This window comes from Mesorhizobium sp. 43Arga, from assembly GCF_053714255.1.
Genome location: NZ_JBSKBO010000002.1, coordinates 255,292 through 268,608, shown reverse-complemented (window position 1 = coordinate 268,608; position 13,317 = coordinate 255,292). Strand labels below are relative to the sequence as shown.

Below are 13,317 nucleotides of genomic sequence, written 5' to 3'. Positions count from 1 at the left end.
TGAAAGGACAAGATATGAATACCGCTTCCGTCTCCCTCGGCGCCTCCGTCTCCTCGCAGTCGCGCTTCATGCAGCTGGCGCTCGCCGCGCTGCTCGGCACGTTCATCATTGGCTTTGTCGGCTTCTCGCATATCGATGCCGTCCACAATGCCGGTCATGACAACCGGCATTCGATGGCGTTTCCCTGCCACTGACGAGGATCTGACATCATGAATCTGTTTCGCAACGTCGTGTTCATCGCGGCGATAGCGGGGCTCGTGGCCGGCGTCGTGCTCGCCTGCATGCAGGCCTATGCAACAGTACCGCTGATCCTCAAGGCGGAAGTCTACGAACAGGCCGAAGGCGGCCATAGCCATGACCATGCCGCCGCACCCGCGGCACCAACTGGGGCCGCTAGCGGCAACGCAATGAGCTCCGCCGCACCGGCGGCATCGAACGCCATGAGCGCCGCCACGCCAGCACCCGCCGCTCCGGCCGAAGACGAAGGTTGGGCGCCGGCCGACGGCTTCGAGCGCTTTGCTTTCAACGTCGTGTCCAATGTCGTGACCGGCATCGGCTTCGCGCTGATCCTGGTCGCGGTTTCGGAATTCGCCGGCGGCATCGGCAATTGGCGCCAGGGCGTGTTCTGGGGTCTTGCCGGCTTTGCCATCTTCACACTGGCGCCCGGTCTCGGCCTGCCGCCGGAACTGCCGGCCATGCCTGCGGCCGACCTCACGCAGCGCCAGATCTGGTGGGTGGCGACCGTGATCGCGACCGCCATCGGGCTCGGGCTGATCGCGTTCCGCAAGTCGCTGCCGCTGGCCATCCTTGCAGTGGCGCTGATCGTCGCTCCGCACGTCGTCGGCGCGCCGCAGCCCGACAGCTTCGAGACGCCGATCCCGGAAGGCCTGCACCACCAGTTCGTGGTGGCGGTGACGCTGACCAATCTGGTGTTCTGGCTGGTGCTCGGCGCGGTCGTCGGCGTGGTGCGCGGACGCTTCACCGGCACCGCGACCAGCCTGCGCGACAGCTTTGCCTGATCGCAACAAGCTGACCTTCATCATCGGCGGTGCGCGCTCCGGCAAGAGCGCGCATGCCGAAATCCTGGTGACGGCGTTGCCGTCACCATGGACCTACATTGCCACCGCGCAGGCCTATGACGACGAAATGCGCGAGCGCATTGCGCTGCACCGCTCGCGGCGCGGCGAAGGCTGGACGACCATTGACGCGCCGCTCGACCTTGCCGGTGCGCTCGAGGCCTTGCCTGACGACCGGCCGGTGCTGGTCGACTGCCTGACGCTATGGCTGACCAATCACATGCTGGCCGATCACGATGTCGGCGCCGAGAGCCGGCGGCTGGCGGATGTGCTGTCGCGGCCGCGCGGCCCATGGTTCGTCGTCTCCAACGAAGTCGGGCAAGGCATCGTGCCTGACAACGCCCTGGCGCGCCGTTTTCGCGATGATGCCGGCCGGCTCAACCAGCAGGTCGCGGCGATCGCTGATACCATGCTGCTAATCGTGGCGGGGCTGCCGCTCAAGGTGAAGTGACATGACCGACATCGACAACAAGCCCATCGAAGACCGGGACGAAGAGCGCCATCGCGCCAAGATGGCCAAGCGCAAGGCGGTGCAGGATGCCGAGGTGGCGAGCAAGACGGTCGAAAAGGGACTGCTGATCGTCAACACCGGTCCGGGCAAGGGCAAGACCACGGCCGCCTTCGGCCTGGCGCTGCGGATGCTCGGCTATGGCAAGCGCGTCGGCGTCGTGCAGTTCATCAAGGGCAAGTGGCACACGGGCGAGAAGGATGCGTTTGCCGCTTTCGGCGACCGCGTCGTCTGGCATGCGATGGGCGAGGGCTTCACCTGGGAGACGCAGGATCTGAAGCGCGACATCGCCGCGGCGCAAGCCGCCTGGGCCAAGGCACTGGAGTTGATCGCCGATCCCTCGATCAGCCTCGTCGTGCTCGACGAACTCAACATCGCCCTGCGCTATGATTATCTCGATCTCGACAGGGTGGTTGCGGCGCTGAAGGCGCGGCGAGAGGGCCTGCATGTCGTCGTCACCGGCCGCAACGCCAAGCCGGCGTTGGTCGAGGCGGCCGATCTGGTCACCGAGATGGGCGTGACCAAGCACCACTTTTCGGCAGGCGTGAAGGCGCAGCAGGGGATAGAATTTTGAGCGTTTCTTACCCTCCCCCTTGTGGGGAGGGTCGATCCGCGAAGCGGAGCGCGGTGGGGCCTCGGCGCCGCACCCCCACCCCGGCGCTGCGCACCGACCCTTCCCACAAGGGGGAGGGTGAGGTCACACCAGAATGATGACCGCCGAAACCACCCCAAATAGCGCGATCAGAAGATAATCAGCGACGCGGTAGAGCGTCAGCGCCCGCCTGATGTCGGCGCTGTCGACGTCGCGGCTGCCGCCTTCGCCCATGAAGACGTCGTCGACCACGATGCCGCCATAGCTGCGTGGCCCGGCAAGCGCCAGGCCAAGCGCACCGGCCATGGCCGCTTCCGGCCAGCCAGCATTGGGCGAGCGGTGCTTTTTGGCATCGCGCCACACCGCCTGCCAGGCGCTGCCGGGATCGGCGCCCTTGACCAGGAAGGCCGCCAGAACGATCAGCAGCGCCGTCAGCCGCGAGGCCGGCAGGTTGATCCAATCATCGAAGCGCGCCGCCGCCCAGCCGAAAGCCTCGTGGCGCGGGGTGCGATGACCGATCATCGAATCGGCGGTGTTGGCGGCCTTGTAGGCAGCGCCGCCGGCCAGTCCGCCAACACCGGTCCAGAAAGCGGGAGCGACGATGCCGTCGGAAAAATTCTCGGCCAGGCTCTCGATCGCCGCGCGGCAGACGGCGGCGCGGTCGAGCGCTTCGGGATCGCGGCCGACGATGCGCGAGACGGCGACACGGCCCATGGCGAGGCCGCCCGAATCGAGCGAGTCAGCCACGGCCTCGACATGTTCGTAAAGGCTCTTCTGCGACAGCAGCGATGTCGCCAGAAGCGCGGCGATGAAAAACCCCAGGGGCACGAACCAGAGCAGGACAAGCTGCACGCAGAGACCGATCACTGCCGGCACCAGCACGATGACCAGCAGCGCCTGGACACCACGTTGGCGACGCAACGCGTCGGGATCAGTGGCGCGGTTGAGCCTTGAGTCGAGAAAGGATATCAGCCTGCCGAACCACGTCACCGGATGGCCGATGGCGCGGAAGAGCCAGTCTGGGTAACCCAGGACAGATTCGACGGCCAGTGACAGGAAAGCGATCAGGACTGACATGAAGCTTCTTGATGGAGCGGTGGACCATGGTGGGAGTCTTGGCCGGGCGAGGGCGCTTTTCCCCAACGCTCCTCAGCCTTTCGCCGACCTTTCGACCGGTATCAACCCGCACTCCTACCCGCTTTTCGACCTGCCCGCCACCTCGCTGTGGCGATTGCCGGAAGCGGCACAGGCGCGTGAGCTGACGGAGATCGCGGCCAGCACCTATGGCGCGCCGTCGCCGGCCAATGTCGTCGCGGCGCCCGGCACGCAGATCCTGCTGCCGCGCGTGGCGTCGCTGGTCAGGCCCGGCAAGGCATTGGTGCTGGGGCCGACCTATGCCGAACATGCGCGGGCCGCGGCGATCGCCGGGCACGAGGTGAGCGAAGTCAGCGACTTTGCGGCGTTGGCGGACGCCGACCTCGCCATCATCGTCAATCCGAACAATCCCGACGGTCGCGTCATCGAGCGTGACCGGCTGCTGGCACTGGCCGCCGGGCTGCGCGCCAAAGGCGGGCTGCTGGTCGTCGACGAGGCCTTCATGGATGTCGGCCCGCGCGAACACAGCCTCGCCGGTGATGCCAATCAAGGCGGCCTCGTCGTGCTGCGCTCGTTCGGCAAGTTCTTTGGGCTGGCCGGCCTGCGGCTTGGCTTCGCGCTTTCCGATGCACCGACAGTTGAAACGCTGGAAACGCAATTCGGGCCGTGGGCGGTGGCCGGCCCGGCGCTGGAATACGGCATTCGCGCGCTTGCCGATACTGGCTGGCAGGACGGGATGCGGGCATCGCTCGTCGAGGCAGCGGCGCGGCTGGACGCAGTGTTCGGCCGTTTCGGCGCGCCGGTCGCGGGCGGCACCACGTTGTTCCGCTATCTCAGCCTGCCGGATGCCGCCGGCCTGTTTTCCGCGCTTGGCGAACGCGGCGTCCTGCTTCGGCATTTCTGCGACCGGCCGTTTGTGTTGCGCGCCGGCCTGCCGGTCAGTGAGCTGGAATGGCGGCGGCTCGAATCGGCCCTTGCCGAATGGGCGAAGCGGCGCGAGGATCGACAAAAAGGTTCAAAACAATGATCCATGTCTGCTCGTTGGCGAAGATCGAGGAAACGGTGGCCAGGACCGGTGCCGACCGCATGCTGTCGCTGCTCTCCCTCGGGACCGAGGTGACGCGTCCGGCCTCGATAGCGAGGGAAAACCACCTGCATCTGGTCATGCACGACATAGCGGTGGCGCAGGACGGCATGACCATCCCGGGGGAGGAGCATGTCCGCGACGTGCTCGATTTCGCCCGCCGCTGGGACCGGGCGAAGCCCATGGTCGTGCATTGCTATGCCGGCATCAGCCGCTCGACCGCTTCGGCCTACATCATCGCCGCCGCACTGGCGCCGAAACGCGACGAAGCGGAACTCGCCCAGACGTTGCGGGCGCTGTCGCCCTCGGCGACACCCAATCCGCGGCTCATTGCCGTGGCCGACGCGCTGCTGGAGCGCAACGGCCGGATGATCGATGCGATCCAGTCGATCGGGCGCGGCGCCGACGCCTTCGAAGGCACGCCGTTCGAGCTGAAGATCGATAGTTAGCGGACCGTCGCAATCTCGGAGATTGGCCGAAGCCTCTGCGCCGTCGTCATCCACGGGCGCAGCAGCCGCGTAGCGGCGTCGCGGAGACCCGAGGATCCATTCCGTGACCTTTGTCGAAGGGGTGCAGCGGAGCAGAATCATGCATCGCAGCAGCGCTTCCGAGTCCCGGCATGGATCCCGGGGTCTGCGCCGCGCCGCTTCCCTCCTTGCTTCGCCCCAGGATGACGAAGAGTAGGGCTTCGGCCAGTCTCGGGGCAGGATGTGCCAGTACGCCTGTGTCGAGCGACTGCGCCGCTATTTCAGCCAGTCGGCGAGCTTCGCCTTGCGCACATCCCTGAGCAGGCTGATGAAGCCGTCGGCCTGATACTCTGCGGTTAGCCTGCCTTTTTCCGATGTCGCGATGCTGGCGTCGCCGACCACGCCGTTCGGGTTGAGATCGCCAGCAATCCAGGCGAAGGCATGGGTGCCGGTATGGCGCAGCAGCGAAAATTCCTTTTCGGCCCTGGCGACATTGGAAACGAAATTATCAGCTTTGGCCATGTCGACGAGGTCCGGCCGGAAATGCAGCATCAGTGAGGTTTCGACATCGCCGCCATGGATGCCGTGACGGTCCTCGAGTTCGGTGTACATGCCGGCCGGGCGGCCAAAACGCTGCCAGCTCGTCTTCACCGCCAGCATCTTTTCGCGCACCCGCAATTCACGCGTGATAATGCCCATGATCTCTTCATTGCCGCCATGCGAATTGACGACGATGAGCTTGCGCACGCCGGCGCGGGCAATCGACACGCCAAGCTCGGTCCAGGCTTCGACCAGCGTTGTTGCCGGCAGGGTGAGCGTGCCCGGCGCATGCAGGTGTTCGTTCGACTTGCCCACTGCCTGGACCGGCAGGATGCGGATGTCGAGATCGTCGGGCAGGCGCGAAATGACCGTGTCGAGCATGCCGTTCATGATCGAGGTGTCGGTCGAGACAGGCAGATGCGGCCCATGCTGCTCGATCGCGGCCACTGGCAGAATGGCGATCGTCGCCTCCGGATCGATCGAGGCGTATTCGGTTGTCCGGTAGTCGCCCCACCAGACGCGTCTTCTTGCAGCGGTCATGTCATGCCTCTTCGATGAACGGTGAGACCTAGCGCGGGACAGGCCTGCTGTCGATCACCCGGCCGCGATGACCTCTACCTCGACCTTGAATTCGGGGCGGGCAAAGCCGGAAACGATCATCAGCGTCGAGGCCGGCGCCGGGCTCGAAAACAGCCGGTCACGGACATCCATATAGGGCCGCAAATGGGCGCGGTCGGTGACATAGGCGTTGATGCGCACGATGTCCCCGAGCCCCAGCCCGGCCTCGCCGAGGATCGCCTCGATGTTGCGGAAACAGAGTTCGGCCTGGGCGCCGGCGTCCTCGGGAATCTTGTCGTCCGCCGTGATCGCCACCTGGCCCGAGCACAGCACCAGCCGCTTGCCTGCCGGCACTTCGACGCCGTGGCTGTAGCGGGCAAAGGGTGGCTTGATCGATTTCGGGGTGAGGAATCTGAACATGGCAATCTCCTGGATGCCGTCAGCCTAAGGCGGGACGCGTCACAGCTTCAAGATGGCGGTGCATGTTGCCGGTGCGATTGTGGACAGGCGTTCAAAAAATAGGCACGATGCCTTCGGTGCAGCACGACCTTTCCGGCTTTCGCAGATGGCTGTGGTGCAGGCTGGCGGGTTCCGGCGCGAGACGCCGGTGGCATGTGTCTTGCTTCTTGAATCTTTGGTGTCGAGCCTGGCGCGTGGCGCCGGAGCAAACAGAGGGTGGTTGTCGATGTATGCAAAACAGAAGATCTCGGTAGCGGCGGTGGCCCTGCTGGCGGCCGGCACGCTGGGTGCCGCGGCGAATGAAAAAGTCACCTTCGGCACCAATTGGCTGGCCGAGCCGGAACATGGCGGTTACTATCAGGCCGTGGCGGACGGCACCTATGCCGCCTGCGGCCTCGACGTCACCATCATGCAGGGCGGCCCACAGGTCAGCGGCCGGCCGATGCTTTTGGCAGGCAAGATCGATTTCTATATGGGCGGCAACCTGCTGTCGGCCTTCGATGCGGTCCAGCAAGGCATTCCGATGCGCGTGGTGGCGGCGGACTTCCAGAAGGATCCGCAGGTCCTCATGTCCCATCCCGGCGAGGGGCTGGATAAATGGGAAGATTTGAAGAACGCCGACCAGTACATCCTTGGCGACGAAGGCGTGCAGACCTTCTTCCAGTGGATGGTCACCGCACTCGGCTTCGACGCGGCCAAGCGCGCGCCCTACACCTACAACACCGCTCCGTTCCTCGCCAACAAGAAGTCGATCCAGCAGGGCTACGTCACCTCGGAGCCGTTCGCGGTCAAGAAGGAAGGCGGCTTCGTGCCGAACCAGTTCCTGCTCGCCGACTATGGCTGGGATACCTACTCGACGACGATCGAGGTGATGCAGGACACGATCGACAAGAAGCCGGAGGTGGTCCAGTGCTTCGTGGATGGCTCGGCCAAGGGCTGGTACAAGTACCTCTACGGCGACAACAAGGCCGCCAACGACATGATCAAGAAAGACAATCCTGACATGAGCGACGAGCAGATCGCCTTCTCGATCGAGCAGATGAAGAAGTTCGGCCTTGCCGATTCCGGCGATACCGAGAAGCTCGGCATCGGCGCCATGACTGACGCGCGCATCAAGAGTTTCTATGACAAGATGGTCAAGGCCAAGGTTACGCCGGAAGGCATCGACCTTTCGAAGGCCTACACGCTGGCCTTCGTCAACAAGGGCGTGGGGCTCGACCTGAAGAAATAGGCCAGCCTGAGCATGATAGGGGAAAAGGTGGCGCGAGCGCCGGCATCGGACGTCGCTCCGACGTTGCTGGCGCTGCGCGGCGTCGGCAAGGTGTTTTCCAACGGCGTGACGGCGCTGAGCGATGTCGACCTGACGATCCGGGAAGGCGATTTCCTCAGCCTGCTCGGGCCGTCCGGTTGCGGCAAGTCGACGGCGCTGCGGCTGATCGCCGGCCTGTCGACGCCGACCTCCGGCGTGCTCGATTGGCGCGGCGGCGGCTCGCTCGACCGCGCCAATATCGGCTTCGTCTTCCAGGAGCCGACGCTGCTGCCCTGGGCCAGCGTCTTCGACAATGTCTGGCTGCCGCTCAGGCTGAAAGGCATTTCCCGCGCCAAGGCGGCGCCTGCGATCACGCAAATGCTGGCGCGGGTGCACCTGACCGGCTTCGAGGACGCCGTGCCGCGCGAACTATCGGGCGGCATGAAGATGCGCGTCTCGATCGCGCGCGCCATGGTGACCAAGCCGCGCGTGCTGTTGATGGACGAACCGTTCGCAGCACTGGACGAGATCACCCGCTTCAAGCTCAACAACGATCTGCTGGAACTGTGGCAGGACGAACGCTTCACCGTCGTCTTCGTCACCCACAGCGTTTTTGAAAGCGTGTTTTTATCCAACCGGGTCGTCGTCATGGCGGCGCGGCCGGGCAGGGTGTTCGACGAACTTGCGATAGAAGCCTCCTATCCGCGCGACGAAGCGTTTCGCACCTCGCCCGACTATGCAGCCCTTTGCCGCCAGGCTTCCGACGTGCTGGTCAATGCCATCAATTCAACAGCGGGCCCGCATCATGACGGTCATTGACGGCACGTTGAAACTTGACCCCGAGGAAGCGCGCCGTGTGCGCCAGGAGCGGCTCGAGCGGGTCGGCCGCTGGGTGCTGCCGCTGGCGATCATGATCCTGGCGATCTGGCTGTGGGACCGTATCTGCGTGTGGAACGAGATCCCGCAATATATTCTGCCACGCCCCGGTGTGGTGCTGCAGACGCTCTACAACGATGCCGGCCTGCTGTTCTCCTCGCTGCTGGTCACCTTGCGGATCACCTTCCTCAGCCTGGCCCTGGCCGTCATTGGCGGCGTCGGCCTGTCGGTGCTGTTCGCGCAATCGAAATGGGTGGAGATGTCGTTCTTCCCGTTTGCCATCGTGCTGCAGGTGACGCCGATCGTGGCGATCTTTCCGCTGATCAACATCTATGTGAGCAACCAGACAACTAAGCTTCTGCTGTGCGCCTGGATCGTCGCCTTCTTCCCGATCCTGTCCAACACCACGCTCGGCCTGAATTCTGTCGATCGCAATTTGCGCGACCTGTTCAAGCTCAATGGCGCGACGCGCTGGCAGCAGCTGCGCTATCTCAGGCTGCCGGCGGCGATGCCGTATTTCCTCGGCGGGCTGAAGATCGCCGGCGGCCTGTCGCTGATCGGCGCCGTGGTGGCCGAGTTCGTCGCCGGGGCCACCGGCCAGTCGTCGGGCCTCGCCTCGCGCATCATCGAGGCCGGTTACCGCCTCAACGCGCCAAGGTTGTTCGCGGCGCTGTTCCTGATCTCGCTGACCGGCATTCTAATCTTCCTCGTGCTATCGCTGATTTCGCATCTTATTCTCAGGCGCTGGCACGAAAGCGCGCTGAAGCAGGAGCGGTAGTGCCTTGATTCCGGACTCAGCTTCATATCGGCTTGCCAATGCCCGCGTTCACCGGTCACTGACGTCGGGTCTTGCCGCGACTTACGACAATGACGGGTTCACGCTGGCCGACATTGCGATTGCCGACGGCAATATCTCCAGCATTGCGGCGCATGGCAAATCGAAGGGGCCGACGGAGGCTGTCGATCTTGCCGGTCGTATCGTGCTGCCGTGCTTCGTCGACTGCCATACCCATATCGACAAGGGCCATATCTGGCCGCGAACGCCCAATCCGGACGGCACCTTCATGGGCGCGCTCAATGCCGCGGGCGCCGACCGCGTCGCGCGCTGGAGCGCCGAGGACCTGGCCAAGCGCATGGATTTCTCGCTGCGCTCGGCCTACGCGCATGGCACCAAAGCGCTGCGCACCCATCTCGACAGCGTCGCGCCGCAAGAGGAAATCTCCTGGCCGGTGTTCGAGACGATGCGCGAGACATGGCGCGACCGCATCGAATTGCAGGGCGCCTGCCTGCTCGGCATCGAGGGCGTGCGCGACAAGAAATGGTTCGACAGGCTGGTGAAGCGGGTGGCCGCCGCCAAGGGCGTGCTCGGTGTCGTCACCTATATGGTGCCGGACCTGGAAGAACTGCTCGACCATGTCTTCGCGCAAGCGATCAAGCATGGGCTCGATCTCGATTTCCATGCCGACGAGACCGATGACATTGCGGCGATCTCGCTGAAGAAGATCGCCGAGGCAGCACTATGGAACGGTTTCGAGGGCAAGATCCTCGTCGGCCATTGCTGCTCGCTGGCGCGGCAGCCCGATCTCGATGTGCTGGACACGCTGGACAAGGTGGCGAAGGCCGGGCTGGCAGTGGTGTCGCTGCCGATGTGCAATCTCTATCTGCAGGACCGGCGCGGGAACCAGACCACGCCGCGCTGGCGTGGCGTGACGCTGCTGCACGAGATGAAGGCGAGGGGCATTCCGGTCGCCGTCGCTTCAGACAACACACGCGATCCCTTCTATGCCTATGGCGATCTCGACATGCTGGAGGTCTACCGCATGGCGACGCGCATCCTGCATTTCGATCATCCGGTCGCCGACTGGCCGCAAGCGGTCGCCGCGACGCCGGCCAAGGTGATGCGGCTCGATGGGCTCGGCACGCTTGCCGCCGGCGGCGATGCCGATTTCATCCTGTTCAAAGGTCGAAGCTGGACGGAATTGCTGTCGCGGCCCGAATCGGATCGCATCGTCGTGCGCGGCGGCCGCGCGATCGAGCGGCAATTGCCCGACTATGCCGAACTCGACGGACTGATGGTGGAATGATGGATGTTTCGGCGCTCAAACGCGATCTCGACGGGATAAAGCTCGACGACAATCCGGCCATCGTCCAGCAGAAGAGCCGCGACTTCTACTGGTACAGCCCGGTGCTGAAGCAGCAGCTCGATCGTGTCACCGGCGACCTGATCGTGACGCCGAAGACCGAGGCCGAGCTGATCCGCGTGCTCGCCGCCTGTCACCGTCATGGCGTGCCCGTGACGCCACGCGGCAGCGGCACCGGCAATTACGGCCAGGCGATGCCCTTGTCGGGCGGCGTGGTGCTCAACCTTGCCGAGATGAACGAGATCAAGTCGATCGCGCCGGGGCGCGTGGTGACGGGGCCCGGTGCTATTCTGGCCGATATCGACAAGGCAACACGTGCCCATTCCGGGCAGGAGCTACGGCTCTCGCCGTCGACCTACAACACCGCCTCGATCGGCGGCTTTATCGCCGGCGGCTCGGGCGGCGTCGGTTCGATCAATTTCGGCGGGTTGCGCGATTTCGGCAATGTGCTGCGCCTGCGCGTGGTGACGATGGAGGCCGAGCCGAAGGCGCTCGAACTCACAGGCGAGGATTTGCACAAGGTGACCCACGCTTACGGCACCAACGGCATCATCACGGAAGTCGAGATGCCGCTGACGGCGGCCTATGAGTGGGTCGACGTCATCGTCGGCTTCGATGCCTTCATGGATGCGGCACGCTACGGCAATGCGCTGGCCTGCCAGGACGGCATCCTGACCAAGCTGATCACGCCGATCGCCGCACCCGTGCCGCAGCTCTATTTCAAGCGCCACCAGAAGTTTTTCAGGGACGGGCAAAGCATCTGCGTCGTCATGGTGGCGCACCATGGGCTGGATGCGTTCCTCGCCTTCACCCGCCGCGCCGGCGGCGAGGTGATCTTCAACGCCATCACCGCGACGCCGCAGGAGAAAAAAGGCCTGCCGCCGGCCTATGAACTGGCCTGGAACCACACCACGCTGAGGGCACTGCGCGTTGATCCCGACATTACCTACCTGCAGTCGCTCTATCCCTTCCCCAACCAGTTGGCGCTGGTCGAGAAGATGGACGCGATGTTTCCCGGCGAAGTGTTCTCGCATCTCGAATTCGTGCGGCTGGACGGCAACATCACCTGTTTCGGCCTGCCGCTGGTAAAATTCACCACCGAGGCGCGGCTCAACGAGATCGTGCGGCTGCATGAGGAAAATGGCTGCCCGATCTTCAACCCGCATCGCTACACGCTGGAAGAGGGCGGCATGAAGCAGACGGATGCCGTGCAGCTCGCCTTCAAGCGCGAGACGGACCCGCAAGGCCTGCTCAACCCCGGCAAGATGATCGCCTGGGAAAATCCGGACTACGACTATCGTTCGGGGCGGACTTTTTTGTTCAAGGGGCTGCAGAAGGTGGGGTGATGCAATGACGAACGCGTGGCGCTGCACCCCCCTCTGGCCTGCCGGCCATCTCCCCCTCAAGGGGGGAGATTGTTCGCTTCGCCGGGGGGTGCTTCGCGCTGACCTGCGGGATGTCCTCTCTTGAACATCCTCGTCCTCTACGCCCATCCGGTCGAGACCAGCTTCAATGCCGGCCTGCACCGGTTGATCGTCGAGCGGCTGATGGCGGCGGGCCATGATGTCGATGACTGCGACCTCTATGCCGAGGATTTCGACCCGCGGCTGATGCGCCAGGAGAGGCTGGATTATCACAACCGGCGCGGCGCCGCGGACCCGGCGGCGGCCTATGTCGAGCGGCTGCTGCGGGCCGAGGCGCTGGTGCTTTCCTATCCGGTCTGGAACTACGGCTTCCCAGCTATCCTCAAGGGCTTTTTCGACCGCGTCTTCCTGCCCGGTGTGTCGTTCAGGCTCGTCGACGGCAAGGTGCAGCCGTCGCTGCACAACATCAGGAAGGTCGCGGCCGTCACCACCTATGGCGGCAGCCGATTCCGCGCCATTGTGATGGGCGATCCGCCACGCAGGCTGATCAAGCGCATGCTGCGCGCCACCGTAAAGCCCGGCGCCCCGGTGACTTACCTCGCGCACTACGCGATGAATCTGTCGACCGACCAAACGCGAAAATCTTTCATGACGAAGGTCGCGGCGAGCATGGATGCATTCTGATGCGTGTCCTCGTGGTCTATTGCCATCCGGTGCCGGAAAGCTTTTGCGCCGCAATCCGCGATACCGCTCTGGATGTGCTCAAGGCCAAGGGTTGGGAGGTGCGGCTGCTCGACCTCTATGCCGAGAAATTCGACCCGGTGATGGGCTGCGACGAGCGGCGCTTCTACAATGACCAGGCGCCGCAGGACCCGGCGCTGAAGCCGCATTTCGAGCTGCTCACCTGGGCCGAAGCAATCCTGTTCGTCTATCCGACCTGGTGGTACGGGCTGCCGGCGATGCTGAAGGGCTGGCTCGACCGAGTATGGGCGACGGACGTCGCCTTCAAACTGCCGGCGGGCAAGGGGCGGATCAAATCGCTGATGACGCATGTCACCAAGGTCGGCGTGATCACCACCTGCGGCGCGCCGACCTGGTGGAGCGTCGTCGTCGGCCAGCCCGGACGCAAGACCCTGCTGCGCGGTATGCGGGCACTGTGCGCGAGACGCTGCAAGACGTTCTTCCTCGCGCATTATCTGATGGACGCATCGACGCCAAAGACGCGGGCGGCGTTTCTGGCGAAGGTTCGGACGAAGCTGGCAAGGTTTTGAGGGATTAGCGTCCTTCTCCCCGCAAACGGGAGAAGGA

The 13,317-nt window shown here is 64.4% G+C and carries 16 protein-coding genes; 13 read left to right on the top strand and 3 right to left on the bottom strand.

Going from position 1 to position 13,317, the window contains the following annotated elements:
* Nucleotides 1-14: 14 nt before the first annotated feature.
* From ACWGS8_RS07625 to cobO, 4 genes are read left to right on the top strand one after another with little or no spacing between them, the layout of a single operon-like run.
* Nucleotides 15-194: a CbtB domain-containing protein gene (locus ACWGS8_RS07625; protein ID WP_027051280.1), complete on the top strand. Its 180-nt coding sequence runs from the start codon at nt 15-17 to the stop codon at nt 192-194.
* Nucleotides 195-209: 15 nt separating this feature from the next.
* Entirely contained in the window at nt 210-1,019 is an 810-nt protein-coding gene (locus ACWGS8_RS07620; protein WP_454580342.1) for a CbtA family protein, read from the top strand.
* A complete protein-coding gene (cobU, locus tag ACWGS8_RS07615; RefSeq protein ID WP_454580341.1) occupies nt 1,012-1,527 on the top strand; it encodes a bifunctional adenosylcobinamide kinase/adenosylcobinamide-phosphate guanylyltransferase in 516 nt (171 codons plus the stop codon). The genes ACWGS8_RS07620 and cobU overlap by 8 nt, the downstream gene beginning before the upstream one ends.
* Nucleotide 1,528: 1 nt before the next feature.
* The gene (gene cobO / locus ACWGS8_RS07610) at nt 1,529-2,158 is read left to right on the top strand and encodes a cob(I)yrinic acid a,c-diamide adenosyltransferase (protein ID WP_454580340.1); all 630 of its coding nucleotides are present in this window, start codon (nt 1,529-1,531) and stop codon (nt 2,156-2,158) included.
* A 123-nt stretch (nt 2,159-2,281) separates the two neighbouring features.
* On the opposite strand, the gene cbiB is transcribed toward cobO, so the two are convergent.
* The gene (cbiB, locus tag ACWGS8_RS07605) at nt 2,282-3,253 is read right to left on the bottom strand and encodes an adenosylcobinamide-phosphate synthase CbiB (protein WP_454580339.1); all 972 of its coding nucleotides are present in this window, start codon (nt 3,251-3,253) and stop codon (nt 2,282-2,284) included.
* Here cbiB and cobD point away from each other — a divergent pair.
* On the top strand, nt 3,252-4,298 hold the full coding sequence (gene cobD / locus ACWGS8_RS07600) for a threonine-phosphate decarboxylase CobD (RefSeq protein WP_454580338.1): 1,047 nt from the start codon (nt 3,252-3,254) through the stop codon (nt 4,296-4,298). The genes cbiB and cobD overlap by 2 nt on opposite strands.
* On the top strand, nt 4,295-4,804 hold the full coding sequence (locus tag ACWGS8_RS07595) for a tyrosine phosphatase family protein (RefSeq protein WP_454580337.1): 510 nt from the start codon (nt 4,295-4,297) through the stop codon (nt 4,802-4,804). Before cobD ends, ACWGS8_RS07595 begins: the two co-directional genes overlap by 4 nt.
* Nucleotides 4,805-5,098: 294 nt before the next feature.
* On the opposite strand, the gene ACWGS8_RS07590 is transcribed toward ACWGS8_RS07595, so the two are convergent.
* Together ACWGS8_RS07590 and ACWGS8_RS07585 are read right to left on the bottom strand one after the other, a co-directional pair.
* Nucleotides 5,099-5,902 carry a creatininase family protein gene (locus ACWGS8_RS07590; protein ID WP_454580336.1) on the bottom strand — a complete coding sequence of 268 codons (804 nt, stop codon included), beginning with the start codon at nt 5,900-5,902 and terminating at the stop codon, nt 5,099-5,101.
* Nucleotides 5,903-5,956: 54 nt separating this feature from the next.
* The gene (locus ACWGS8_RS07585; RefSeq protein WP_454580335.1) at nt 5,957-6,340 is read right to left on the bottom strand and encodes a RidA family protein; all 384 of its coding nucleotides are present in this window, start codon (nt 6,338-6,340) and stop codon (nt 5,957-5,959) included.
* 265 nt (nt 6,341-6,605) lie between these two features.
* Here ACWGS8_RS07585 and ACWGS8_RS07580 point away from each other — a divergent pair, with 265 nt between their 5' ends.
* The 7 genes from ACWGS8_RS07580 (at nt 6,606) to ACWGS8_RS07550 (ending at nt 13,280) form a co-directional block, all read left to right on the top strand.
* Entirely contained in the window at nt 6,606-7,610 is a 1,005-nt protein-coding gene (locus ACWGS8_RS07580) for an ABC transporter substrate-binding protein (RefSeq protein WP_454580334.1), read from the top strand.
* A gap of 12 nt (nt 7,611-7,622) precedes the next feature.
* Nucleotides 7,623-8,447, top strand: coding sequence for an ABC transporter ATP-binding protein (locus tag ACWGS8_RS07575; RefSeq protein ID WP_454580333.1), 825 nt, complete (start codon nt 7,623-7,625; stop codon nt 8,445-8,447).
* The gene (locus tag ACWGS8_RS07570; RefSeq protein WP_454580332.1) at nt 8,434-9,282 is read left to right on the top strand and encodes an ABC transporter permease; all 849 of its coding nucleotides are present in this window, start codon (nt 8,434-8,436) and stop codon (nt 9,280-9,282) included. Before ACWGS8_RS07575 ends, ACWGS8_RS07570 begins: the two co-directional genes overlap by 14 nt.
* Nucleotides 9,283-9,286: 4 nt before the next feature.
* Entirely contained in the window at nt 9,287-10,588 is a 1,302-nt protein-coding gene (locus tag ACWGS8_RS07565) for a cytosine deaminase (RefSeq protein ID WP_454580331.1), read from the top strand.
* Entirely contained in the window at nt 10,588-11,991 is a 1,404-nt protein-coding gene (locus tag ACWGS8_RS07560) for an FAD-binding oxidoreductase (RefSeq protein ID WP_454581246.1), read from the top strand. Before ACWGS8_RS07565 ends, ACWGS8_RS07560 begins: the two co-directional genes overlap by 1 nt.
* A 120-nt stretch (nt 11,992-12,111) precedes the next feature.
* Entirely contained in the window at nt 12,112-12,693 is a 582-nt protein-coding gene (locus ACWGS8_RS07555) for an NAD(P)H-dependent oxidoreductase (protein WP_454580330.1), read from the top strand.
* Nucleotides 12,693-13,280, top strand: coding sequence for an NAD(P)H-dependent oxidoreductase (locus ACWGS8_RS07550; protein WP_454580329.1), 588 nt, complete (start codon nt 12,693-12,695; stop codon nt 13,278-13,280). The genes ACWGS8_RS07555 and ACWGS8_RS07550 overlap by 1 nt, the downstream gene beginning before the upstream one ends.
* Nucleotides 13,281-13,317 lie beyond the last annotated feature (37 nt).

Excerpts from the sequence above, each read along its gene's own strand:
- ACWGS8_RS07625 (WP_027051280.1), top strand. The coding sequence starts at position 15 with ATGAATACCGCTTCCGTCTCCCTCGGCGCCTCCGTCTCCTCGCAGTCG.
- ACWGS8_RS07620 (WP_454580342.1), top strand. The coding sequence starts at position 210 with ATGAATCTGTTTCGCAACGTCGTGTTCATCGCGGCGATAGCGGGGCTC.
- cobO (WP_454580340.1), top strand. The coding sequence starts at position 1,529 with ATGACCGACATCGACAACAAGCCCATCGAAGACCGGGACGAAGAGCGC.
- cobD (WP_454580338.1), top strand. The coding sequence starts at position 3,252 with ATGAAGCTTCTTGATGGAGCGGTGGACCATGGTGGGAGTCTTGGCCGG.
- cbiB (WP_454580339.1), bottom strand. The coding sequence starts at position 3,253 with ATGTCAGTCCTGATCGCTTTCCTGTCACTGGCCGTCGAATCTGTCCTG.
- ACWGS8_RS07595 (WP_454580337.1), top strand. The coding sequence starts at position 4,295 with ATGATCCATGTCTGCTCGTTGGCGAAGATCGAGGAAACGGTGGCCAGG.
- ACWGS8_RS07590 (WP_454580336.1), bottom strand. The coding sequence starts at position 5,902 with ATGACCGCTGCAAGAAGACGCGTCTGGTGGGGCGACTACCGGACAACC.
- ACWGS8_RS07585 (WP_454580335.1), bottom strand. The coding sequence starts at position 6,340 with ATGTTCAGATTCCTCACCCCGAAATCGATCAAGCCACCCTTTGCCCGC.
- ACWGS8_RS07580 (WP_454580334.1), top strand. The coding sequence starts at position 6,606 with ATGTATGCAAAACAGAAGATCTCGGTAGCGGCGGTGGCCCTGCTGGCG.
- ACWGS8_RS07575 (WP_454580333.1), top strand. The coding sequence starts at position 7,623 with ATGATAGGGGAAAAGGTGGCGCGAGCGCCGGCATCGGACGTCGCTCCG.
- ACWGS8_RS07570 (WP_454580332.1), top strand. The coding sequence starts at position 8,434 with ATGACGGTCATTGACGGCACGTTGAAACTTGACCCCGAGGAAGCGCGC.
- ACWGS8_RS07560 (WP_454581246.1), top strand. The coding sequence starts at position 10,588 with ATGGATGTTTCGGCGCTCAAACGCGATCTCGACGGGATAAAGCTCGAC.
- ACWGS8_RS07550 (WP_454580329.1), top strand. The coding sequence starts at position 12,693 with ATGCGTGTCCTCGTGGTCTATTGCCATCCGGTGCCGGAAAGCTTTTGC.